Annotated in this window: 19 protein-coding genes and 1 pseudogene; 5 read left to right on the forward strand and 15 right to left on the reverse strand. The window is 51.4% G+C overall.

Features of this window, described 5'->3' with window-relative positions; genetic code table 11:
• Nucleotides 1-96 precede the first annotated feature (96 nt).
• From ACS5NO_RS18530 to ACS5NO_RS18540, 3 genes are all read left to right on the forward strand, one after another.
• Nucleotides 97-918, forward strand: coding sequence for an alpha/beta fold hydrolase (locus ACS5NO_RS18530; RefSeq protein WP_439416535.1), 822 nt, complete (start codon nucleotides 97-99; stop codon nucleotides 916-918).
• 296 nt (nucleotides 919-1214) lie between these two features.
• A complete protein-coding gene (locus ACS5NO_RS18535; RefSeq protein WP_439416536.1) occupies nucleotides 1215-1727 on the forward strand; it encodes an RNA polymerase sigma factor in 513 nt (170 codons plus the stop codon).
• A gap of 2 nt (nucleotides 1728-1729) precedes the next feature.
• A complete protein-coding gene (locus ACS5NO_RS18540; RefSeq protein ID WP_439416537.1) occupies nucleotides 1730-2413 on the forward strand; it encodes a hypothetical protein in 684 nt (227 codons plus the stop codon).
• Here ACS5NO_RS18540 and ACS5NO_RS18545 read toward each other — a convergent pair.
• A complete protein-coding gene (locus tag ACS5NO_RS18545) occupies nucleotides 2394-2978 on the reverse strand; it encodes a cupin domain-containing protein (RefSeq protein WP_439416538.1) in 585 nt (194 codons plus the stop codon). The two genes, ACS5NO_RS18540 and ACS5NO_RS18545, sit on opposite strands and share 20 nt — an antisense overlap.
• Before the next feature lie 106 nt (nucleotides 2979-3084).
• On the opposite strand from ACS5NO_RS18545, the gene ACS5NO_RS18550 reads away from it, so the two are divergent.
• Nucleotides 3085-4143, forward strand: a complete 1059-nt coding sequence (locus ACS5NO_RS18550) for a class I SAM-dependent methyltransferase (protein ID WP_439416539.1) — start codon at nucleotides 3085-3087, stop codon at nucleotides 4141-4143.
• Nucleotides 4144-4166: 23 nt separating this feature from the next.
• Here the strand turns inward: ACS5NO_RS18550 and ACS5NO_RS18555 are convergent, their stop codons facing one another.
• The 3 genes from ACS5NO_RS18555 to ACS5NO_RS18565 form a co-directional block, all read right to left on the reverse strand.
• Nucleotides 4167-7022 (reverse strand): AsmA family protein, encoded by a 2856-nt coding sequence (locus tag ACS5NO_RS18555; protein ID WP_439416540.1) that lies wholly within the window; start codon nucleotides 7020-7022, stop codon nucleotides 4167-4169.
• 72 nt (nucleotides 7023-7094) lie between these two features.
• The gene (gene lpcA / locus ACS5NO_RS18560) at nucleotides 7095-7673 is read right to left on the reverse strand and encodes a D-sedoheptulose 7-phosphate isomerase (RefSeq protein WP_439416541.1); all 579 of its coding nucleotides are present in this window, start codon (nucleotides 7671-7673) and stop codon (nucleotides 7095-7097) included.
• A gap of 74 nt (nucleotides 7674-7747) precedes the next feature.
• The gene (locus ACS5NO_RS18565) at nucleotides 7748-9541 is read right to left on the reverse strand and encodes a hypothetical protein (RefSeq protein WP_439416542.1); all 1794 of its coding nucleotides are present in this window, start codon (nucleotides 9539-9541) and stop codon (nucleotides 7748-7750) included.
• Between the two features lie 130 nt (nucleotides 9542-9671).
• Here ACS5NO_RS18565 and upp point away from each other — a divergent pair, with 130 nt between their 5' ends.
• Nucleotides 9672-10316 carry a uracil phosphoribosyltransferase gene (upp, locus tag ACS5NO_RS18570; RefSeq protein ID WP_439416543.1) on the forward strand — a complete coding sequence of 215 codons (645 nt, stop codon included), beginning with the start codon at nucleotides 9672-9674 and terminating at the stop codon, nucleotides 10314-10316.
• On the opposite strand, the gene ACS5NO_RS18575 is transcribed toward upp, so the two are convergent.
• The 11 genes and pseudogenes from ACS5NO_RS18575 to ilvA form a co-directional block, all read right to left on the reverse strand.
• Nucleotides 10317-15113, reverse strand: a complete 4797-nt coding sequence (locus tag ACS5NO_RS18575; protein WP_439416544.1) for a hypothetical protein — start codon at nucleotides 15111-15113, stop codon at nucleotides 10317-10319. It abuts the gene before it with no gap.
• A gap of 20 nt (nucleotides 15114-15133) precedes the next feature.
• Complete coding sequence (gene prmA / locus ACS5NO_RS18580) at nucleotides 15134-15991, reverse strand: 50S ribosomal protein L11 methyltransferase (protein WP_439416545.1); 858 nt, start codon at nucleotides 15989-15991, stop codon at nucleotides 15134-15136.
• Nucleotides 15992-16093: 102 nt separating this feature from the next.
• On the reverse strand, nucleotides 16094-17233 hold the full coding sequence (locus ACS5NO_RS18585) for a 2-isopropylmalate synthase (protein WP_138994815.1): 1140 nt from the start codon (nucleotides 17231-17233) through the stop codon (nucleotides 16094-16096).
• 40 nt (nucleotides 17234-17273) lie between these two features.
• Nucleotides 17274-18344 (reverse strand): 3-isopropylmalate dehydrogenase, encoded by a 1071-nt coding sequence (gene leuB, locus ACS5NO_RS18590; RefSeq protein WP_439416546.1) that lies wholly within the window; start codon nucleotides 18342-18344, stop codon nucleotides 17274-17276.
• A gap of 100 nt (nucleotides 18345-18444) precedes the next feature.
• Entirely contained in the window at nucleotides 18445-19044 is a 600-nt protein-coding gene (gene leuD, locus ACS5NO_RS18595; protein ID WP_439416547.1) for a 3-isopropylmalate dehydratase small subunit, read from the reverse strand.
• A pseudogene (locus ACS5NO_RS18600) lies at nucleotides 19022-19372 on the reverse strand (HepT-like ribonuclease domain-containing protein). The gene leuD and the pseudogene ACS5NO_RS18600 overlap by 23 nt, the downstream one beginning before the upstream one ends.
• Nucleotides 19369-19647, reverse strand: a complete 279-nt coding sequence (locus tag ACS5NO_RS18605) for a nucleotidyltransferase family protein (protein WP_439416548.1) — start codon at nucleotides 19645-19647, stop codon at nucleotides 19369-19371. Before ACS5NO_RS18605 ends, ACS5NO_RS18600 begins: the two are co-directional and overlap by 4 nt.
• A 4-nt stretch (nucleotides 19648-19651) precedes the next feature.
• Nucleotides 19652-21055, reverse strand: coding sequence for a 3-isopropylmalate dehydratase large subunit (gene leuC / locus ACS5NO_RS18610; RefSeq protein ID WP_439416549.1), 1404 nt, complete (start codon nucleotides 21053-21055; stop codon nucleotides 19652-19654).
• Nucleotides 21056-21057: 2 nt separating this feature from the next.
• Nucleotides 21058-21405, reverse strand: coding sequence for a HepT-like ribonuclease domain-containing protein (locus ACS5NO_RS18615; protein WP_439416550.1), 348 nt, complete (start codon nucleotides 21403-21405; stop codon nucleotides 21058-21060).
• Entirely contained in the window at nucleotides 21389-21700 is a 312-nt protein-coding gene (locus tag ACS5NO_RS18620) for a nucleotidyltransferase family protein (RefSeq protein WP_150877743.1), read from the reverse strand. The genes ACS5NO_RS18615 and ACS5NO_RS18620 overlap by 17 nt, the downstream gene beginning before the upstream one ends.
• 5 nt (nucleotides 21701-21705) lie before the next feature.
• On the reverse strand, nucleotides 21706-22974 hold the full coding sequence (gene ilvA / locus ACS5NO_RS18625; RefSeq protein WP_439416551.1) for a threonine ammonia-lyase IlvA: 1269 nt from the start codon (nucleotides 22972-22974) through the stop codon (nucleotides 21706-21708).
• Nucleotides 22975-22998 lie beyond the last annotated feature (24 nt).

Genomic DNA, 22998 nt, shown 5'->3' on the forward strand with positions numbered 1-22998 from the left:
GTGTAATAAAAGAAAAAGAGCGGTCCCGTGACGGCCTAAAACGTCAAAAAAAGTATCTTTCCGAAACTTTATCAATAACCAACCAAAACGTAAAAAATGGCAAAGATCACCGTAAAGGACGGAACCGAAATCTATTACAAGGACTGGGGCACCGGTCAACCGCTCGTATTTCACCACGGCTGGCCGTTGTCCGGCGATGACTGGGACGCCCAAATGATGTTTTTCCTGAACCAGGGCTTTCGCGTGATTGCGCATGACCGCCGGGGACACGGCCGATCGTCGCAAACCGAAAACGGCCATGACATGGATACCTATGCCGCCGATGTGGCAGAATTGACGGCGTTTCTGGATTTAAAAGATGCGGTACACATCGGCCACTCCACCGGTGGTGGTGAAGTGATCCGCTACGTGGCCAAACACGGCCAGGGCCGGGTTGCGAAAGCGGTTTTGATCAGTGCCGTTACGCCCCTCATGGCACAAACCGAATCAAATCCGGACGGGATTCCAATGTCGGTCTTTGACGGCATCCGGGAAGGCACGGCCACTCAGCGCCCTCAATACTTTCAGGATTTTACGATGCCTTTTTACGGCTTTAACCGGGAAGGTGCTAAAGTCTCGCAGGGAATTCGGGATAACTGGTGGCGACAGGGCATGATGGGAGCCATTAAAGCCCATTACGATTGCGTTAAAGTTTTCTCCGAAACCGATTTTACCGAAGACCTGAAAAGTGTCGACATACCGGTCCTGGTTCTGCATGGTGAAGATGACCAGATCGTTCCCTTTCAGTTGACTGCCGTGAAGGCGGTGAAGCTTTTAAGGAACGGAAAGCTGATCTCATACCCCGGTTTTCCGCACGGCATGCCGACAACCGAAGCCGCTACCATCAATGCCGATTTGTTGGCGTTTATTCAATCCTAAAACGTATAAGCCTTCTCGGTGGCCGGTGTCTTCACCGGCCACTTTTTAAAACCCATTTTCATTCGGTATCCGCATCAGACTGGTTTTGGAGTTTGCTTATTTCCTCCTTTTCCACGGTTGATAAAGATGGGGCGCAGAGAACGATCCATCTCTTTATACATTCGAAAACGCCGACTGCTCAAAGCGAGTCATCTGCATGTCTCTCGTCTGTTCTTCCAAAAAAATAGCCCGAAAGCGTGTGCTTTTTTTGACCTTGCTGCGAATAATAGTTCAACCAACCCGTTGAACCCCCGCGCATGACTTCCGCAGACCCGTCAGACCGCTTTCTTGCTGTTCTCCAGGCGAATAAAGGCATTATTTACAAGGTGGCGAATTCGTATTGCGCCGATGCGGAAGACCGGAAAGATCTGGTACAGGAAATCATCGTCCAACTCTGGAAATCATTCGACCGCTACACCAACCAGTTCCAGTATTCCACCTGGACATACCGCATTGCGCTGAACGTCGCGATTTCATTCTACCGGAAAGAAAGCCGCAGGCAACAGATCGCTCAACCTTTATCGGACGGAATCATCCATTTTGTCGATACCCCTGCAGGTGACGAACAGGAGGAAAGAATCGGATTTTTACAGCAATTCATTGCCGAATTAAAAGAGCTGGACAAAGCGCTTATGCTGCTGTATCTCGACGAAAAAAGCCACAAAGAAATTGCGGAAATCATGGGACTTTCCGAAACCAACGTAGCTACCAAAATCGGCAGGATTAAAACCGTACTGAAACAGAAATTCTCACTTCTCAAAAACGCCTGATCATGGAAGACCCTGAACTCATCAGCCTCTGGAAAGCCTACGACAAAAAGCTGGACGAAAATCTGGTCCTGAACCGAAAAAATGCCAAGGATATTACCCACATGAAGGTTCAATCACTTATGTCCTCCATGAAACCCCTGAAAATCTTCACCATTTTGCTGGGGTTGGCCTGGGTCGGCTTTGTTGACTTTCTGATTATCCGTTTATTTGAGATTGCCAGTCCATTCTTTCTGATTTCGGCAGGTATCCAGGTATTGCTTACGAAAGTAGCTGTTGGCGTCTATATCTATCAGTTAATTCTGATCCAACGGGTAGATGTCGATGAACCGATTGTGGCAACGCAGCACAAAATAGCCCATTTACAATCATCCACTCTTTGGATTACCCGGCTCCTTTTTCTACAGTTCCCGGTTTGGAATACCTTTTACTGGACAGAAAGTATGTTTAAAAATGGAGGGATTATCTTCTACCTGATTCAAATCACACTTACCCTCGTTTTTACCTTCCTCGCAATCTGGTTTTTCCGGAATATCAATCAGAAAAATAGAGATAAAAATTGGTTCAAACGGCTATTTGCAGGAAAGGAATGGAATCCTTTAATCAAATCCATGATACTTTTGAACGAAATTGAAGCGTATCGCCTGGAAGCTAAACCGGACAATCCGCTCACTTCACCCGCTGAATGATCGCTTTCACCGGTTCCGGTGACAACACCCGAACCGTGTGTTCAGTATCCAGCGGAATGTCGACGTAATCCCCTGCCGACAGCCGGATTTTTTCAGTCCCAATCTGGCATTCACATTCCCCTTCCAGAATCAGAAAACTCTCGCGTTCGTCGTGATGGTCTTCGGGCTTCACTTCTTCTTTTACCCACAGAATAAACTGCTCGATACCGTTGCCGGACCGCAGCGGGTGAACATACAGGTTCCGAAATTCGCGGGTAGGCTGAATCGAAGCCACGGTTCGCTGCCACTGCTCAGCATCGGAATAGGCGTTGATGAGCGGTAGATCTCTTAAATCGAAAACCGGGGGCTCACCGAGTTGATTGAGCGCGTTCAGGATGCGGGTTTTTAATCGTTCATCCGGTGCTGCGGGGGGTGTTAACGTCCGGGCGATGCGATCAATGGCCTGTTGAACAGCAGGATACAGGCCCGCCATTCGCTCTACTTCCTGAATCTCTCCGGGCAGAAGAAGGCCACGACAATATTCTTCCACTATTCCCGAGTCAATAAATTCCTGTACCTTACTCATGCCGTGAAAATAAATCCTGACGATTTCAGCTTTCTACCGGTTAAATCCGGTTTTAACTAAGAACGAATATACGTCGAAAAAATAAGAATAAATTATCCTGAACCCCATGCGACTCACCGTTACGCCCGAAAACCTCCTCGAATGGATTGCTCTCAAAATCAATCTGGTACCGCTACCGCTTCTACACGCCCAGATTTTCCCGATTGTGGGCAAAGCCGTGCTTGAAGCGGCCGATAAAGGCGTTTTCGAAGCGGTTCACAACGGCAAACAGACGGTGGATGAGATTGCTGCCGAGTGTCAGTTGAATCCAAAAGCGTTGCGGGAATTGATGGGCTTGCTGCTGGTTTTGGGCTATTTCAAACAACGCGATAACCGGTATACGTTAACCCGCATCAGCCGTCGCTGGTTGCTGAAAGACCAGCAGGAATCGGTTTTTGGCATGATGCGGTTCAACAACCGGGTCGTCTGGCCGTGGCTGGAGCAGTTGGGAGATTACCTGAAAAACGGCGAAGGCATTCAGTATCACGACCACCTGACCACCGAACAATGGGCGTATTACCAACAGGCAATGGTGGCGGCCACCGGCACCGAAGCCAAAGAGTTTGGCCGGAAAGCTCCGGTGCCCAAAAACGCCACGCTCATGCTCGACATTGGCGGTTCGCACGGCCAGCATTCGGTGGCTCTCTGCCGAAAACTACCAAATCTTCAGGCGGTTATTCTGGATTTACCACCGGCCATCGAGCAGGCGGCTCCGCTGCTGGCGCGCCTGGGCATGGGCGACCGCGTTCGGCACCAGGCAGGCGACGCGCTGACGGATGAGTTTGGGGAAGCCCAATACGACATCGTGCTGATGTCCAGTCTGGCCCATCATTTTTCGGAAGAGCAAAACCGCGACGTGGCCCGGAAAGTAGCCAAATCCCTGAAACCGGGGGGCGTATACATTGTCAATGAATTTATCCGGCCCGAAGACAACGGAAACTCGGCCGGCGTCGGCACCAATCTCGTCGGCACCAGCATGGATTTGTTCTACGGCCTGACCAGCACCGCCGGGAATTATTCCGTTCGGGAAATTCAGGACTGGCAACAATCAGCCGGACTGAAACCGTCGAAAGTCATCACCTACCTCTCGATTCCGGGCCGGGCCATGGTCGTTGCCAAAAAGTAACGGTTGATTTTATCACTCAATCGTTACGTCGAGTCCCTCGGCGATTTGGCCAGCTTTTGCAGCAGTTTTAACCCCTGCTCTTTCAGGTCTTCTTTCGCCTGTTTCACCACGACATCCTTCACCTGGGTGGCCGTCCGACCCGCCAGAAACTGAAGTTGCGGTTTTTTATAACTCCCGTTCAACGCAAAGTCGATTTTAGCACGATCGACGTTTTCGAGCGGCTGGCCCGTCAGCGACGAAAACGCTTTGGCAAACTGGACTCCCGCCTTGCCCGTTGGTACATCCAGTTTCAGAACGTATTTCAGGTCTCCTTCCAGTGAATTGGAGCCCGAAACCGTCACGATATTGTCTTTGATCCTGACATCGAACGGTTTGATGGTTACAAACCCGTTTTTGACGTCTACTTTCATCAGCAGATCTTTAAACTGCGCATTTCGGAGATCGGACAGTTTCGTTTTTTCGACGAGACGTTCCACAATCGGGTTATTTTGCAATGTCGCCTGTACAATCTTCACCAGCGCATTTCCCGTCAAACTGTTCAAATCCGGCATCATATCCGGCTCCAGCCGCCCGTTGACCGCAAACGTGCTCGAAAACCGCCCGATCATGTACTGCGCCAGCGGAAAAACCACTTTGGCCAGCGTCAGATGTCGGTGAGCCTGCGAAATGTCGGCGTTGGCAATGTTGACATCAAAGGCAAACCGCGGTTTTGCCAGGTCCTTCGGGTCGTAGGTCCCGTTGGTAACAAACTGCCCGCCCAGCGAATTGAACGTTACCTGCTTCATCCGCAGGGTTCCGTCGGCCATTTCAAGTTGTCCTTTGACGTTGTTCAGCGGCATTTTGTCGTAAACCGCCTGATCGACGGCTGCATTGACGACAAAACGGATGTTATCAGGAATTTCAACCACCGACGGTTGGGCGGTTTTTGCCTGCGGCTGCGGATCGTCACTCATCCATTCGTTGATACTCAACCGATTGGCCCTCACGTTGAGCGTTCCTTCCAGCGGCTGGTTTTCGTCCAGCAGAAATGGAATGTAGTTGCTCAAAAAACCGTCGGCCGTGAAGGTGCTCGTTCCCAGCAAGCCCTGCGCCTGGTCAACGTTCAGCTTTCCGGGCAACAGCGTCAGCCGGGCGGAATTCAGTATCAACCCCTGCGGCAGACTTCCGCCCCGGTAGTTCAGGTTTGTAATCGCCATCGTGCCGCTGGTCGGAAGCTGGTCATACCGTTTGGCTTTGGCGTCCGAAAGCCGGCCTTTGGTTTCAATGCTGGCGTCGATCAGCCCGGCTAACCGGGTGCCTTCCATCGGAAAAATCCGGGTTAAACTCGTCAGATTCAGTCGGCCTTTGGCGATCACATCGAAGGTATAATCATCGAAATTCTGCACCCAGCCTTTGGCCTGAAAAGGATCACCGGCCAGTTTCAGTTGCAAATTGGCTATGTCCACGCGGGTGTCGGCCCGTTTGCCCGTCCGGTTGGTGAGGCTCGCCTGCACATTGATCGCTTCCACCGGTTCCGGAAACTTCATCGACTTCACCGATCCGTTCTGCAACCGGATTAGCCCATCGACCATCGGAAAGAGTTTGGCGGTTTTGTCGTAGATGCCTTTCGCTTTCAGGTTCAGATCTGCCAGCCCCCGCAGCGTCATGCTATCAATCGGAAACAGCTGCGTCAACTCCTCCAGGTTCAGTTTGGCGGTCAGATCGGCATCGACGTCGGAACGGGTGAGCCCCCATACCAGCGCCCGCCCGCGAATCGGGTTTCGCCCCAGATCTGCGACCAGTTTTTTCAGGTTAATCACCGTATTAGCAAGGCGATCGGTTGCGTTGCTGACGGTCAGATCCAGGGCAATGTGCTCAACCGCCGACGCTAAATCCGGGTATTTGAACCGCCCGTCGTTGACGACCAGATTCAGCAGAAACGCCGGGATTTGCTTCGCATTGTAAAGGCCCTTCACAGTTCCGTCGAAACGCACCGTTCCGTCGGCATCAATGTCCTGAAACCGGTCGGAATACATCCCGGGCACCAGCGACAGCAGGTTTTTGAAATCACTGTCGGGCGACCGATACGTCAAATCGAACCGCATGGACGTATCCGCCGGTGCCGACGTGCCGGTGGCAATCGAGCCGTTGAGTTCCAGTGGCAACTCATTCACGCGGATGCGGTTGTCGGCAAAGGTATAGACGGATTGTTCAAGATCGGCCCGCAGTTTCATGTCGGCATCCAGCTTTTTATCGCTCAGGTATTCCATTCCGTCGTAGGTGAGCGTGATGCGTTCTGCTTTCGTCTTCAGCACCAAATCCGCCATTTCCGCCGACAAACTGCCGCTGCCGGTATGGTTGACCGCTTCCAGCCGAACCGTCATCGGCAAACTCCGGTCGTCATACCGGATCAAACCGTTTTTTATTTCCCATTCGTCAATGTCGAGCGTAAAAGCCGTCTGGCTCGTGTCGGCCTTTTCCGGTTCGTCACTTTCAGTGGCTTTGTAGATGTCGTAGTTGGCCCGCCCATCGCGCAGAATTTTCACCAGCACGCGAGGCTGGTTGAGATACACCCCGTTCAATTTCAATTTATCGCCCGAAAGTACGCTCAGCAGGTTGACTTTTACTTCGAAGGCGCGGGTGCTAAGCAAGGTATCACCCGAAAACGGCGTTCGTCCGACAATGCTGAGGGAGTCGGTTTGCAAGGTCAGATTGGGAAAGTGGCGAAGCAGCGACAGGCTCACTTTTTCAGGCCGAAACGTGATCCGGGCGTTCACCCGATTGGTCAGTTCCTGCTGAAGGCGGGTTACGATTTTATCCCGAAAAAACATCGGCACAATCCAGGCGACCAGGAGCAGTACGCCCAGCAGTGATGCAAGGATGATTCCGGTTTTTTTCATGCTAATTGCTTGTTTTCTATTTATATAGGACAAACAAAAGCCGAAAAAGTTTGAATAATTTCCGCGACGGACCTAGGCAATCAACTGTTTCTCGATGAGCAGAATGAACAAGTGAATGACTTTGATATGAATCTCCTGGATGCGGTCGGCATAGCCAAAGTGGGGGACACGAATTTCAACATCGGCGGTTCCGGCCAGTTTACCCCCGTCTTTGCCGGTCAGCAAAACCACCTTCATGCCCCGCTGCCGGGCAGCTTCCACGGCCCGAATGATGTTAGCCGAATTACCGCTCGTGCTAATGCCCAGCAACACGTCTCCTTCGTTGCCCAGCCCTTCGATAAAACGCGAGAATACGGAATCGTAGCCATAGTCATTGCCCACACAGGTAAGGTGGCTGGAGTCGGAAATGGCGATAGCCGCCAGCGCCCGGCGTTCGTCGCGGTACCGCCCCGACAGTTCTTCGGCAAAGTGCATGGCGTCGCAGTGGGAGCCGCCGTTGCCGCAGGAAATAATTTTATGGCCGTTTTGCAGGGTATCGGCCATCAATTGGGCGGCTTGTCCGATGGCCGTAATCTGGTTGGCGTCGCTAAGAAACGCATCGAGAACCGAGCGGGCTTCGGTCAGTTCCTGGCGGATGATGTGGTCAATCATTCCCGAATAGGGGTTAATCCGTTGGTACAGTTTCCGGTAAAATAACGACCGGAAACCGTATGAACCAATTCATTTTAAAGAACCAGGGTTCGGTAGGGCAGATTCCAGCGCAGGGCCAGGGACGTCGACGACGTGTTGTATTTCAAGCGGTCGGCCTGGCTGTCGCTTTTTCGAACGAGCTGCTGGAAATCGATAAACAGGTTGTGTTTCAACATAAACGACAGCCGTACGTCGGCGTAGGTGACCAGGGTTTTACGCCCCTGAGCGATGTGGTGACCTGACCCCACGGCCTGGCCCGGCCACTCCACCCGGCTTTCATACGGTTTCAGTAGGTTGCCGCCATAATTGTAGTTGGGCGGATCGGCCCCGTATTTCATGACGCCAAACGTCCCGGTCAGATTCCAGCGGTCGCGGGGCTGGTAGCGCACAATGGCCAGGCCTTCGATGAAATTGGCTCCGAGCGGATGCGCCAGCGGTTGATTGTAATGCACATAATTGGTTTGGCCGGAGCGGTGGGAATAGGTATAAGGCCGCGCCAGATTCATTTCGGCCTGCAAATCAAGATTCGGAACATCGAAGGCGTCGATGTACTTCAGGCCCGTTTGAAACGCGAATTTATTGACCCACGATCCGTTTCTCGCCCGCAGTTCGCTAATCTTGAACTCATCGAACATCAACTGACCATAAGCCAGGAAATGACCGGCAAAATTGGCTTTGAAGTCCAGGCCGACCAGGGCATTGTCGGCACTGCCCCGATACGATTCGATGAAACGGTAGAAAATAACGGGATTAAAATAATTCAATTCCAGTTGGCTCCGGCTGAACACCTCCGCTTCAAAGAGGCCAATGTTGAGATGCTCGCCAATGTTGACACTCAGGTGGTGAATCGCCGTGTATTTCTGCGGATTCAGTTCTTCATACGCACCGGCCGGTTTCTGACTATTCTGAAATTCCGTCAGCAGGTTGGTATACTGGAACCGCCCAAACCGTGTACTGATCTTCAGAAAAAGGTATGGAGAACTGTTATCCGATAAAAACAGGGAACGATACCCATTGCCAAAGATATTCCGGTCGTGACCAAACTGAATGTTGATAATTTTTAAGGCATTGAAGGTAATGTATCCCCGGGCCGACAAAAAATCCGCTCCGCCATAGGGCGCATGGCGGGTAGCAATTAGTTTGGCAAAGCCTTCATTGGGGGCAAAGCCTTCATTGAAATTGGTGGTATACTGATTTCCATATTCCCAGATATACCGGGGAAACAGCACTTGATTATCAGACAGAAATGTGTAAAAACTTAAGCGTTTGCGAATGCTCCCGCGAATTTCAACTCCTCTTGAATTAACGTAGGGGTTGACTGACGAACCTACCGCTCCGGAATTGGTTTCAACGCCGTAGCCAAAGTTGACCACCGGACTGACGTGAATATCATAATCCTCGTTTTCGTAGCTGTAGAGGTCATTTTTTTTCTTATAAAACGCACTGAAAGCCCGTTTGCTGTCGCCCGCTCGTTTCTGACCCGCGTGTAATTCAGCCGTTCGTTCCTGTAGCAGAGGGAGAGAATCCGGATACACTTTGGGAACCCATTCCCAGCTATCGTCGCGCAGGTAGCGGACGGTGGACCGGTCTACCGGGGATAACCGAACAAAGGGATCGGCCAGAATACTGTCGGTTAATTGAACGACTGCCTGGCGACTATACGGTTTTACCGAACTATGGAAACCGCTCGTCCACCGGCCCTGTTTGATTTCAAGCCGGTCGATCAGGTGGTAATAATCACTGTTTAAAGGTATCTTTTGACTTTGACCTTGCGCCGACACCGACGCCAGTAAAACAAAAGCTATCCCGATTGTAAAAATAGTCCTCATTGGAAGCTTCACACTGGCAACCGTGTGGACGGTGTACCCTAAATAACATCTTCTTATTTCAATGCACAAATTAGGGAAAGGGTTTGGATTATCCGACACATTCCCTTTAAATTACACTGAAAAAGCCCCTATGTTTGTTTTCGCCGATCATCCTTCTCTTGCCGACCAATTTATTGCCGAACTCCGCGATGTAACCATTCAGAAAGATCCGATGCGTTTTCGGCGCAATCTGGAACGGCTGGGAGAACTGATGGCCTACGAAATATCCAAGTCGATGTCGTTTCAGGTCGTGAACGTACAAACGCCACTGGGCGTGTCGTCTACACCACTGATCAAAAAACCGCCGGTTCTGGCCACCATTCTGCGGGCGAGCCTGCCGTTTCACCAGGGTTTTCTGAATTATTTCGACCGGGCCGAAAACGCCTTCATTGGTGCGTATCGCGGTTATCTGCCAACGAGTGAGGATTTTGAAGTGGCGATGGATTACATTTCCAGCCCCGATCTGAGCGGCAAAACCGTTATTCTAATGGACCCGATGCTGGCAACCGGTCGGTCGCTGGAGAAGGTGTATCACGCGCTGCTACGGTTTGGAACACCCGCCAAAACGCATATTGCCGCCGTGTTGGCCAGCCCCGAAGGCATCCGGTATGTGCAGGACAAAATGCCGCAGTGTCACCTCTGGTTGGGAGCCATTGATCAGCGGCTGGATGCGCATTATTACATCATTCCCGGTTTGGGCGATGCCGGTGACCTGGCCTTTGGCGAGAAAATCTGATCAGAACCCTTCTTTTTTCTCATCAGCTTTTTCCTTTTTCTTTTCAACCACTTTTTTAGGCGCTTCTTTTGCGCCAGCCGCTGCTTTTGGTTGTGGCTTGGGTTTTTCCTTGGTTTTGTACTGATCCATGTAGCGGTCCGTAAACTGCGTTTTTTCGAACACGTCCGCAGCAATGATGGAAATGGCCTTGCTTCCCGCTTTGCCCCCCGCCATGATGCGGTCGTTCAGTTCCTGATCCGACGTCAACAGCGCCAGTTGGGCCGTTGCGCCCCCCGACGATTTATAATCCCAGTAGTACCAGACATCCGGCGAAGCTTCCAGGTAAATGGTCGCTTCGTCGCCCCCGTCGCTCTTCCGGATTTCGACAAAACCCTCCATTTCCGCGTTGATATCGACGTTATCAATATTGGAAACCCCAATCGGCCCGGTGCTGTAGAGCGCATTGTATTTGTCGGACCAGCGCAGATTGACGTTCGAAAGCACCAGCGAAGCCACAAATTTGGGGGCAGCCTGCGTAATCGAAACGTGCTGGTTTTGCGCTTTGGTGCGGTACACATCCGTCGCTTTCTGACCGATGATGGCGGCCAGTTTAGCAGTTAACCGGTCGAGGTCGTCGTCAGCGGGTTCGTCGTTCTTTTCGTCCAGATTGGCTTTCACCATCTTTTCGGCAATGGCCGCGTTCACCGGCGGTGGAATGGGCAGTGCAAAACCGACCAGCGCATTCAGACGCAACGTCGAACTATCGACCTGCGCCCGGCCTGTTCCGGCGGCAAAAACAAAGTTGTTCGGCACCGAGCCCGTCATGCCGGTATTCATGACGTTGACCGGTCCCTGAAAATTCATGACGCCGGTGGCATCGTTGAACGTAAACGCGCCTTCGACATCTTCCAGCCCGGCGGCATCCTTCTTCACAATCCGGAAGACCTTGTCTTTCGCATCGTAGGTCATGACACCGGTTGCCCGGTATAAATCATCATCCTTATCGCTTTCTTTCATCGATAAAAATGTCGGATACAGCCCGGCGGTGCCTCCGCCCCGGAAATGCAAACCGGCGGTCAGTGGCTGATTGCCGTCATTTTTGAGCGTTTGATCGACTTTGATGCTGAAGGTTTCGCCAATTTTCTCCTTCATTGGAATCCAATCACTGACCAGATTGGCCCGCTTTTTCAGCGCAATTTTAATCGCCCCTTCCAGTTTCAGATCCTGTTCGGGGGCCATCATCGTAATGCTGCCTTTGAAGGCCACTTTGGGTGCCAGCGTCACGTTGTCCCGTTCGTCCACATCGGCCCGGGCCACGGTATAATACGTTTTAGCCAGTTCATTGCTGTTTTTTCCTTTCCGGCCAACGCTCCGGGTATTCGATGCCAGCGCCACGGGAGCGGCTTCTTTCAGTTCAAAACTCCCCATCTTGATGCTGGCCGTGTCGCCTTTGGCCGCAGCGAACTGATACACGGCTTCCCCGGAAAACCGGGTCCGCGACTGCACCTGAATGTTACCGCCTTTCAATTTGTGAAACAGGCTGGTCGTGTCCAACTCCAGCCGGGCATTTTTGAGCGGCAGCATCTCCCCGTTCCGTTTGATGGTAATCAGGCCTTTTTCCGGGTAAATCCGGGCGTCGGCGGAGGTTACGTACGGCACTCCGCTGATGTTCAGCGTCGCTTTCTCCACATCATACACCGCCGACGCACCATTGAACGTCAGCCCTTCCTGTTCCTCCGCAGTAGCGGTAAAGGTGGAGGTTTTGGCCGCTTTCATCGTAATGGTTTTGGCCGCAATGTTCCAATGTGCCTTGCTGATCGACGTTTTATAGGCCGCGTTCGGGAACTCCAGACTCGACAGCAAGGTATCGCTGAACGAGGTCGTCGCATTATTGGTGGCGATGGTCACGACACCTTTCACCTGATTGAAATCCAGATCGACCTTCGTACCCAGCAACATGGGTTTCGTCGTAGTTCCTTGCTTATCGGCCACGACGCGGAACTGGGCATTGCCCGCCGTAAAGCCTTCTTTGTTAAACTTAATGTTTTCAGACTGTGCTTCCGAATCCGCCCGTTTCACCGTGCCTTTTCCAAACAAACCGGCTGACCGAACCAGCAAATCGCCCTGCAAATTCGTCGTTCCGTTGTAAAAGCTGAAATGGTCGGCTTTGGTGGAAATTTTCATGCTGTCGGCTTTGGGAAACCACTTCATGACGTAGTTTTTCAGGTTAACCGCCGGGAAATAGGCTTTCCCCACCAGTCCTTCTTTGATCTGCCCCGACTCGCCCGACGCCAGAACCGAATCCGGGGTCATCAGGATGTCTTTGGCTGGCAAGGATGCGTTCAGGTGGGAAATAACGCCTTCGGCCCGTAATCCCTTCCGGTCCATCACCAGTTTACCGGTAAACTTCAGGTTGCCTTTTCCACCATAAAGCGGATAACCGGCCGCCGGAGCCGCGTGTTCGAAACCCAGCGAATTGTCGGGCATCGATTTCAGCGTGGTTTTAATGGGCGGGAAAATCCCGTCGGAAAAGAACGTCCCATCGAACGCAATGTCGCCTTTTCCCAGGCTGTCGTTGTCAACCGCCGGGACTTTGAAGTAGACGTTTTTGTTGTAAATCAGGTTTCCCCGGTTGGGCTGGTTAAAATAAACCGTCATCCCTTCCGGCATCAACAGCCGTTGCGTCGTCTTTTTATCTTTCTGCCGCCCCGATTTATTGCCTTTGTCGGCCAGGAAAACCGTACCCGGTTTTTCATACTGAATATCACCGCCAATCTCCTGATTCTTCCCTTGTGGCGTGAAGGTAATCGAGTCGATTTTGGTCATGTTCATCGAAAACTGGTCGTAGTTGAAACCCAGTTCCTTGCCCGTATACCGCATGTTGCCGGATTTCAGTTGTCCGGTTAACGTAAACGCCCGGTTTTTCCCAATCCGTAGCGTTTTGTCCGTCGGAACTGCGGTAATTTTCAATGAATCACTGATGCTAAACCGTTCAACTCCTCTGATTGTCAAAAACTTGTCATTCAGATTGATCGTGGCGTTGGTCGTGCTGTCGTTGGAGGGATAGGTCGAGCGAATCAGGAAATTGTCGTAATCTTTCCGGCGCGCATTCGCCAGAACGTACAGAACGCCTTTCCGGCTCAGGCGCATTTCTTCGGATTTGGGGTCCATGTCGATATACCCCAGCGCCACCATACGATTCAGCACGTTGCGCATCACTGGCGGGCTAATCTTGGAATAGGTGGCCAGATCATCGGCAAAAAACGTCTGGGTTTTCTTGACCGTCACGTAGTTAGCCGCCAGTTGGAGCGGATGAAAGCCGAAATCGGCCGACATCCCGGCATACCGCTCGGGATAGAAGAAATCGAAGGATTCAAACCGCACCGGCACTTCTTTTTTGGCGCCAAGCTGGTAGAAATCAACCTTTTGACGCGGCAAATCCCAGCGAACCACTTCGGGCTGGATGTAGAATTTATGATAACTATCACTAAAATACGTGTCGGAATACCCCGATTTTTCGGCTTTGCTCAAACGGGCAATACCGGTTTCGCGGTCATACCGGAAGGCGACGCCGGGGTGATACAGCGTATCGACGGCGTCGATGTAACCGGTAAACGAGACCAGCGGACTGGAAATTAACGAGTCGGCGAACTCAAACCGGCGGCTGCTGGCCTTGAACGCCGGTTTTCCCTTGTAACTGACCTGCAAAAGTGATGATTGCCCATTGGCCGCCGAACCATACAGTTTCGTTCCCGCCAGCGCAATACCGCCTTTGTACGTGATGCCATTCCCCAAATTATTCAGCACGACGTCGTTGGACCACGACATAAACCGGGGGTAGGTTGGTCCCTGTCGGGCTACCCGCTTTTTGCTGTCAAACTCAAAAGTCCCTTTGATCGGTTTGGCGAGGGGCTTGTAGGTTAGCGTCACGTCGTCCGCCGTGATTTTGGGGTTGTTAACTACAAAACTGTAATCGGCCAGCGTCACAAACGTTTCCGGCTGCCCCGCCGATTCCCACGAAAACGAACCACCTTTGCCAACCCAAATCCCGTCTTTCAACAGCAAGGCACCATCGGTTTTCTTCAAAACGACAGAGTCGTTTGCCGTCGTCACGATCAAATCCGCGCCCTTGATTTCCAGTACCGGCCCGTTCAGTACCGGAATCGGCTTTCTCTCGGTCCAGGACAGGAGCGGGCTGGCCTTTCCGGTTGAATCCAGCGGCAGATCCCAACCGTCAGAATCGTTCGGTTTGGCGGGTTGCGGCTTTTTGGCTGAAGCAATGGTGTCGGCGGCCGATGTGGGTACGCTGCCGTTTGGATCGGCTAAACGAAGCGTGAACGTGCCGCCGTTGGCGTAAAGTTTGTTGTAGTTATTGGTGTATAAAAACCGCTTCTCGGCAAATAACCGGACGGTTTCCAGCACTTTCGTCAGGCTTTTGGCGTCGTATTTTTCAAACGACTTTTCGGCAATCGTCAGGTAATTATCCACTTCGGCCGGGCTTACCTGCTGGGTAACGATCAGTTGGTACAGCGCTTCGTAAAACGGTGCAAACTGCTGGGCCGCCTGGTAGCGTTTGGTGTTCATTTTCCGGCTCAACGCGATCACGCGCTCTTTCTGCGGAGCCGACAGCCGGTTTTCGGTGAATAGCGTTTCGAGATTTTTTTCGGCCTTTTGGGAATAGGCTCCCCCCGCGTTCATCAGTTTCTGTAAATCCGGCAGAAACTGCTCGGGGTTGTCCGACAGTTTAAACGTTTGCGCCGTTGCCGCCGTTGCCAGCAGGAGAAATATCGCTAAAATGCTGTATACCTGTCTCATCATTCCCGTACGGCACCCGGAACCTAAACGGGATCGACCGCCGGTCCGTGGGTACTTTTGATAAATCGTAGTGAAACCCACTTATTTTGGGACAATTGCCCGGTTTTCGTCAGCCCTTCGGCCAACCCTTTTTCCTCGATATCGAGTGCGTCCTGTTCGTAAAAACCGCTCACCAGCAACGTACTCTCCGGTTTCATCAGCCGGACGTAAACCGGTATATCCTCCAACAACACATTCCGGTTGATGTTAGCCAGCACGAGGTCGAACCGTTCCGCCGGATTAACGTCATGAATCGTGCCCTGAAAAACATCGATTTGCGAGCAACCGTTCAGTTCAGCATTTTCTCGGGCGTTTTCAATGGCCCACTCTTCAATGTCAAACGCGATCACCCGTTCGGCACCCTGCAAAGCCGACAGAATGGCCAAAATGCCAGTGCCGGAACCGACGTCCAGCACGGTTTGTCCGGCCGCATCGGCGCTCAACTGGTGTTCGAGCATCATGGCCGTCGTCTCGTGGTGGCCGGTTCCAAACGACATTTTCGGATTGATGACGATGTCGTACTGAAAACCGGCATCGGGTTCATGAAACGACGCCCGAACGCGAATCCGATCCTGCACGTCGATGGGCTGGTAATTCCGTTCCCACTCTTCGTTCCAGTTCTTCTTTTCTAACGAATTGATCTGATAGGCTATTGCGGTTTGATTGGCGTATTTATCGATAACCGATTGGACCGCAGTTTCATCAAAATCGGATTCAGAAATGTAGGCATTCAGACCTTCATCGGTTTCAACGAAGGATTCGAAGCCCAGGGCTCCGAGTTCGGCCATGAAAATGTCGGTATAGTCGGCAGCAAGCGTCAGTTGTAGTTCCGTGTAGTTCATCCGGTAAAGAAAATAAAAAAGGACAAGCTTTCGGCCTGTCCTTTGTAAAACCTGTCCTTTGTAAAACCTGTTAGGTCTTCAAGACCTAACAGGTTTCTGTTATCAGCGGACCAGTTCCATCAAATCCTTGTCATTTACCTCTTTGCGGACATCGGCCATGTCGAGAAAACGCGTATAGATGGTGTCTAAAGTCGGTTTGTCATACCGGAAACCCAGCAGTTCAAGCCGGTGTTTCAGGGCGTGGCGACCACTGCGGGCCGTCAGCACGATCGACGATTCGGGAACGCCAACGTCGTGCGGATTCATGATTTCGTAGTTTTCGGAGTGTTTCAGAAAACCGTCCTGGTGAATGCCCGACGAGTGGGCGAAGGCGTTCCGGCCTACGATGGCTTTGTTGGCCTGCACGGGCATATTCATCATTTCCGATACCAACTGGCTCACCGGGAACAACCGCTTGGCGTTGATATTGGTCTCAAAACCCAGTTCTTTGTGCACCTGCAACGCCATCACCACTTCCTCCAGCGAGGTGTTTCCGGCGCGCTCGCCAATGCCGTTGATCGTTACTTCCACCTGGCGCGCACCCTGCTGAATCCCGGCCAGTGTATTAGCCGTGGCCAGACCGAGGTCGTTGTGGCAGTGGATGGAAATGATGGCCTTGTGGACGTTCGAAACGTGTTCGTAAATATACTTGATCTTATTTCCGTATTCATCCGGCAGACAATAACCGGTCGTATCCGGGATGTTTACCACCGTCGCTCCGGCGTTAATGACGGCTTCGGTCAGTCGGGCCAGGAACGCAAGGTCGGCGCGACCGGCATCTTCGGCGTAGAACTCCACATCTTCCACATACGTCCGGGCGTGTTTGACAGCCGCAATGGCCTGCTCCACAATCTGATCGCGTGTGCTGTTGAATTTATTCCGGATGTGAATATCTGACGAACCGATTCCGGTGTGAATCCGCTTGCGTTTGGCGTATTTCAGCGCTTCACCGGCGGCATCGATGTCTTCTTTTTTGGCCCGCGAAAGCGCGCAGATCACCGGTTCGGTCACCGCTTTCGAGATTTCAACAATGGACCGAAAATCGCCCGGGCTCGAAACCGGAAATCCCGCTTCAATAATATCGACGCCGAGACGCTCCAGTTCTTTCGCCACCACGATTTTTTCTTCGGTAGATAATTGGCTACCCGGCACTTGCTCGCCGTCGCGCAGGGTGGTGTCGAAAATATAAATCCGTTGGCTCATGGTTAATAAGAGTAAATTGGGATAGAGTGTTCTCGCTGAATCAAAGTTTGGAAAGTAGTTGCTTTCCCATGGCCTCCGTACCTAAAATCAGGTCGGCTGGCGTGTTGGAATCCGCAATGTCGCGGGTTCGGAAACCGGCTTTCAATACCTGATCGACGGCATCGACAACGGCTTCGGCTTCGGCTTTCATACCAAACGAAATTTCCAGCATCAGAGCCGCTGACAACACCGACGCCAGCGGATTGGCAACGCCTTTGCCCGTAATGTCGTGGGCTGAACCGTGAATGGGTTCATACAAACCTGTGGTGTCGCCGATGGACGCCGACGCCAGCATCCCCATCGAACCGGCAATCTGCGACGCTTCGTCCGTCAGAATATCCCCGAAGAGGTTGCCCGTTACGACCACATCGAACCGGCGCGGGTCTTTGATGAGCAACATCGCAGCCGCATCGATAAACTGGTGTTCTACTTCGACTTCCGGATACCGTTTGGCCACTTCCTGCACCACTTCGCGCCACAGTCGCGACGATTCCAGCACGTTGGCTTTATCGACCGAACAGAGTTTTTTCCGGCGCGTCATGGCGGCATCGAACGCTTTAACCGCAATGCGTTCCACTTCGTAACGGCTGTAGATCATCAGGTCATACGCAGTATTACCGTCGTCTTTCCGTCCTTTTTCGCCGAAATAGACATCACCCGTCAGCTCCCGAAAAAACAGAATATCAGCTCCTTGCAGAAACTCCGGTTTGATACTCGATGCCTGCAACAGTTCGTCAAACAGCTTGATGGGCCGCAGGTTGGCGTACAGACCGAGCGCTTTCCGGATGCCCAGCAAACCCTGTTCGGGCCGGACTTTCGCCGATGGATCGTTGTCGTATTTGGGGTGACCAACCGCGCCAAACAAAATGGCGTCCGACTGCTTCGACTTGGTGATGGTTTCTTCGGGAAGCGGATTGCCCGTGGCTTCAATGGCCGCGTGACCAATCAGCGCTTCATCGTACGTGAATTCGTGGCCGAACTTTTCCGCAATGCGATCCAAAACCTGTTTCCCAACGGTGGTTACTTCCTGACCAATGCCGTCGCCGGCGATGACTACAATGTGTTTTTTCATTCCTCTTTCAATGAGCGAATGAGTGAATGAGCGAATGAGTGAATAGCTCCGCCAATACCTGCTTCCCGCGAAGCTATTCACTCATTCACTCATTCACTCATTAGAAATTAGCATGGGCTAGATCAAATTTTTTAACTTCTGAACTCAGACTCAACAGGTAATCGATGTCGTCGTAGCCGTTCATCAAACACTGTTTTTTATAGGCGTTGATGGCAAATGCTTCTTTCAAACCGTTTGCCAGAATAATCTCCTGGTTCACCAGATCGACGGTAATCTGCGTTTGCGAATCGGCTTCGATGGCTTTGAAGATTTCCGCCAGAAATTCGTCCGAAACCTGGGCGGGCAACACGAAATTATTCAGCGCATTGTTCCGGAAAATATCGGCGAAAAAACTGGAAATCACCACGTTAAAACCGTAGTCGTGAATGGCCCAGGCCGCGTGTTCGCGGCTGGAACCCATGCCGAAGTTTTTGCCCGCAACGAGGATTTTAGCCCCGGCGTAGGTTGGATTATTCAGGACAAAATCGGCTTTAGGCGTATTATCGGCGTTGTACCGCCAGTCGCGGAACAGGTTATCACCAAAGCCTTCGCGCGTGGTGGCTTTCAGGAACCGCGCCGGGATGATCTGATCCGTATCGATGTTCTCAATCGGCAGGGGAGCCGCCGTCGAGACGAGTTTATGCATGGTTTCTTTGCTCATTCTGAATTTCTGTTAACTTTTCCAACAAGGCTGGCAAATATGCTTTAACAGTATTGTAAACGGTTGAAGCTGATATTCCAAAGTATTCGTGGGCCAACTTGTTCCGCATGGCTCGCATCAATTTCTATTCGACCTCTGGATACTTAGCCTTTAATTAGTCTGATAAACGAATGGTTGCTTCTCCAATTATTTCAAAACGCCGGTAAACAGCATCCTGTATCAATGTACTTTGATTAAAATCGAGTTCCGTTACTTCCCTCATATAATCAAAAATGATGTTTATACTTTCAATTATGTCCTGCAAGTAAACCGTATCATCCCGATTCATATCAAATCGACTTTCCTTGCCAATACCCGATCGCGAATAGAAGGCTTAATAGCCTTATACTCAACAATGTCAATTGATTTATGTGTTAAATTCGATAGCTCTTCTTCAAATCGCAAAATATCAAACAACGTTATTCCTTCTGCTTCAATCAGAAGATCGACATCACTTTCATTCGTCTCTTCTCCACGGGCATAGGAACCAAAGACGGAAGCCTTGCGGACATTCTTGCCCAACAGATAGGTCTGAATCGTTCGAAAAAGCGTTTGACTTTGCATCGTGTTACACCAGTTCCCTAACATCCGTCACTTTCCCGGTCACAGCCGCGGCAGCCGCCATAATCGGGCTGGCCAAAAACGTTCGCGCGCCTTGCCCCTGACGACCTTCAAAGTTACGATTGGAGGTCGAAATGCAGTATTTACCCGCCGGAACCTTGTCTTCATTCATCCCCAGACAGGCCGAACAACCCGGTTCGCGGAGTTCAAAACCGGCGTCGATAAACACCTGATCCAATCCTTCGGCTTTGGCCTGATTCGACACCTGAACGGAGCCCGGCACAATCCAGACTTCTACGCCTTCGGCTTTTGTCTTGCCTTTCACAAATTCGGCCACCGTTCGTAGATCCTCGATCCGGGCGTTGGTACACGAACCGATGAAGACGTAATCGACCGGTTTTCCAATCAATTCCATGCCCGGTTCCAGGCCCATATACGCCAGTGACTTCGTGTAGGATGCCAGCTCGCTCTGCGGTATTTCGCTCAGATTCGGAACGTGACTGTCTACGGCAATGCCCATTCCGGGGTTGGTTCCGTAGGTAATCATCGGGCCGATGTCTTCGGCTCTGTAGTTCAACTCCATATCAAATTCAGCACCGTCGTCGGTTTTCAATTCCCGCCAGCGTTCAACGGCCTGGTCGAACGCTTCGCCCTGGGGTGCAAACCGCCGGCCGCGAATGTATTCGAAGGTGGTTTCGTCGGGGGCAATCAGTCCACCGCGCGCGCCCATTTCGATGCTCATGTTGCAGATCGTCATCCGGGCTTCCATCGACAACCCGCGAATCGTATCCCCCGCGTATTCAACGAAATAACCGGTAGCACCGCTGGCCGATATTTGCGCAATGACGTACAGGATGATGTCTTTCGACGTTACGCCTTTGCCCAATTTTCCGTTGATGTTGATCCGCATCCGTTTTGGCTTGTATTGCAGAATGCACTGCGTGGCCAGAACCTGCTCGACTTCGCTGGTTCCGATTCCAAACGCGACATTGCCCAACGCACCGTGCGTGCTGGTATGACTGTCACCACACACGATGGTCATACCCGGCAGGGTCAAGCCCAATTCGGGACCGATGATATGAACGATGCCCTGAAACGGGTGTCCCAGATCGTATAATTCTATGCCAAAATCGGTACAATTTTTCCGCAACGTTTCCACCTGATGGCGCGAAAGGGCTTCTTTGATGGGTAGATGCTGGTCTTTCGTCGGCACGTTGTGGTCTGCCGTAGCCGTCGTCCGCGCAATGTTGAAAACCCCGATGCCGCGCTTCCGCAACCCATCGAAAGCCTGCGGGCTGGTGACTTCGTGAATAAAATGTCGATCGATAAAAACCGCATCCGGTCCGTCGTTCATTGCCTTGACGACGTGGGCGTCCCAGATTTTATCAAACAGTGTTGTGGGCTGATTCATAGCTATAGTAAGTCCTTTTCAAGCTCAATAATTAGATCAATCCATACTTTGGCAACCGGGACATCATCTGTAGCAGCATCCCAAACCAATTGGTAGTCGATTCCCCAATATTGATGTATTAACACGTCACGTAATCCTGCAAAACCTTTCCAATCAAGTTCATTATAGCGGTATCGTATTTCGTCAGGAACTCGTTTGCTGGCTTCGCCAATAATTTCAAGACTTCTTACAATGGCTTTGTTTAAACGAACATCGGTAACGAAATCTTCAAACTTTATACCTGAAGTTTCGTCAATTATATATTGTAATTCCTGCTGAATATGCCGGATAAATTCAATCGTTGAGGGCATATTCAATCTCATTTTCAACTTCTTTTTTAACAAAAGGAGCCATTGCTTCCCAAGTAACTAACTGTACGTCGCGGTTCAGCAATTTTTCTAGGTAGTAGGCCAGATGAACATAGTTTTTGTATTTCTTTCGTCCTTCCAGAAATTCAACTACGAAATCAATGTCACTATCTTCCCGCTGTTGATTACGTACAAACGATCCGAACAAGCCGAGTCTAGCAGCTCCAAATTGCCTGATTGCAGCCTTATGAGACTGAATCAAAGCAAAAACCTGTTCTTTATTCTGTACTGCATCCATACTACTCAAATCAAAAACTCAAACAAATCCGGTTTGTCGTTCAAATACTCAAACTGGATTTTGGCATCCTGCATGCGTTTTCGCAAGGGTTCAAAATCTGCTTTGCTTTTTAACTCGATACCGACCAAAGCCGGACCACGCTCGCGGTTGGTTTTCTTGGAATATTCAAACAACGTAATGTCGTCGGTTTCGCCCAGAACACCATCCAGAAACTCGCGCATTGCCCCGGCCCGCTGTGGAAACCGGATGATGAAGTAATGCTTCAGGCCTTCGTACAGCAACGACCGCTCCTTGATTTCTTCAGTACGCGTAATGTCATTATTACCACCACTGACCAGGCAAACGACGTTTTTACCCTTGATTTCATCTTTCAGGAAATCCAGAGCCGCAATCGTCAACGCACCGGCGGGTTCGGCCACAATGGCATCTTCGTTGTAAAGTTGCAGAATCGTGGTGCAAACCTTGCCTTCCGGTATCAGAATAACCTGGTCGAGGTTTTGACGGCATATTTCAAAGGTCGTGTTGCCCGGACGTTTGACGGCAGCCCCATCGACAAATTTGTCAATTTCGTCCAGGGCGACAATATGCCCGGCGTCGATTGATACTTTCATGGAGGGCGCCCCCAGCGGCTCGACGCCAATCAGTTTGGTTCTCGGACTCAACTGCCGAAAAACCGTCGATACGCCGGACGCCAGTCCGCCCCCGCCAATGGCCATCAGCAGGTAGTCGATTTTGAAATTGGAATCCTTGAAAATTTCCAGACCAACGGTTCCCTGCCCTTCCATGACCTGCAGATCGTCGAATGGATGCACGAAAATGCTCTCGTGCGTATCGACGTATTCCATCGCGGCATGGTAGGCATCGTCGTAGGTGTCACCAATCAACACCACCTCGACAAACTCTTTTCCGAACAGCTTGACCTGTTTGACTTTCTGATTGGGCGTGGTGGTGGGCATGAAAATAATCCCCTTGACGGCCATCTTACGACAGGCGTACGCCAGCCCCTGCGCGTGATTACCGGCACTGGCACAAACCACGCCTTTTGCCAGCGATTCGGCGGGCAAACTGGCCATTTTGTTGTACGCTCCCCGAATCTTATAAGACCGTACGACCTGCAAATCTTCCCGTTTCAGGAAAATGGTAGCCCCGTATTTATCAGACAGATTCAGATTTTCCTGCAAAGGCGTGTGTGCGATGACACCCCGCAACCGCTCAGCCGCCAGATAGATGTTGTCTACGTCCGGAAAGGTGATTGTTTTCTCCGCTTCTACCACGTTACCATAAGTTAAGACCGGTTT

Source organism: Larkinella fluvii (assembly GCF_051857545.1).
GTDB lineage: Bacteria > Bacteroidota > Bacteroidia > Cytophagales > Spirosomataceae > Larkinella.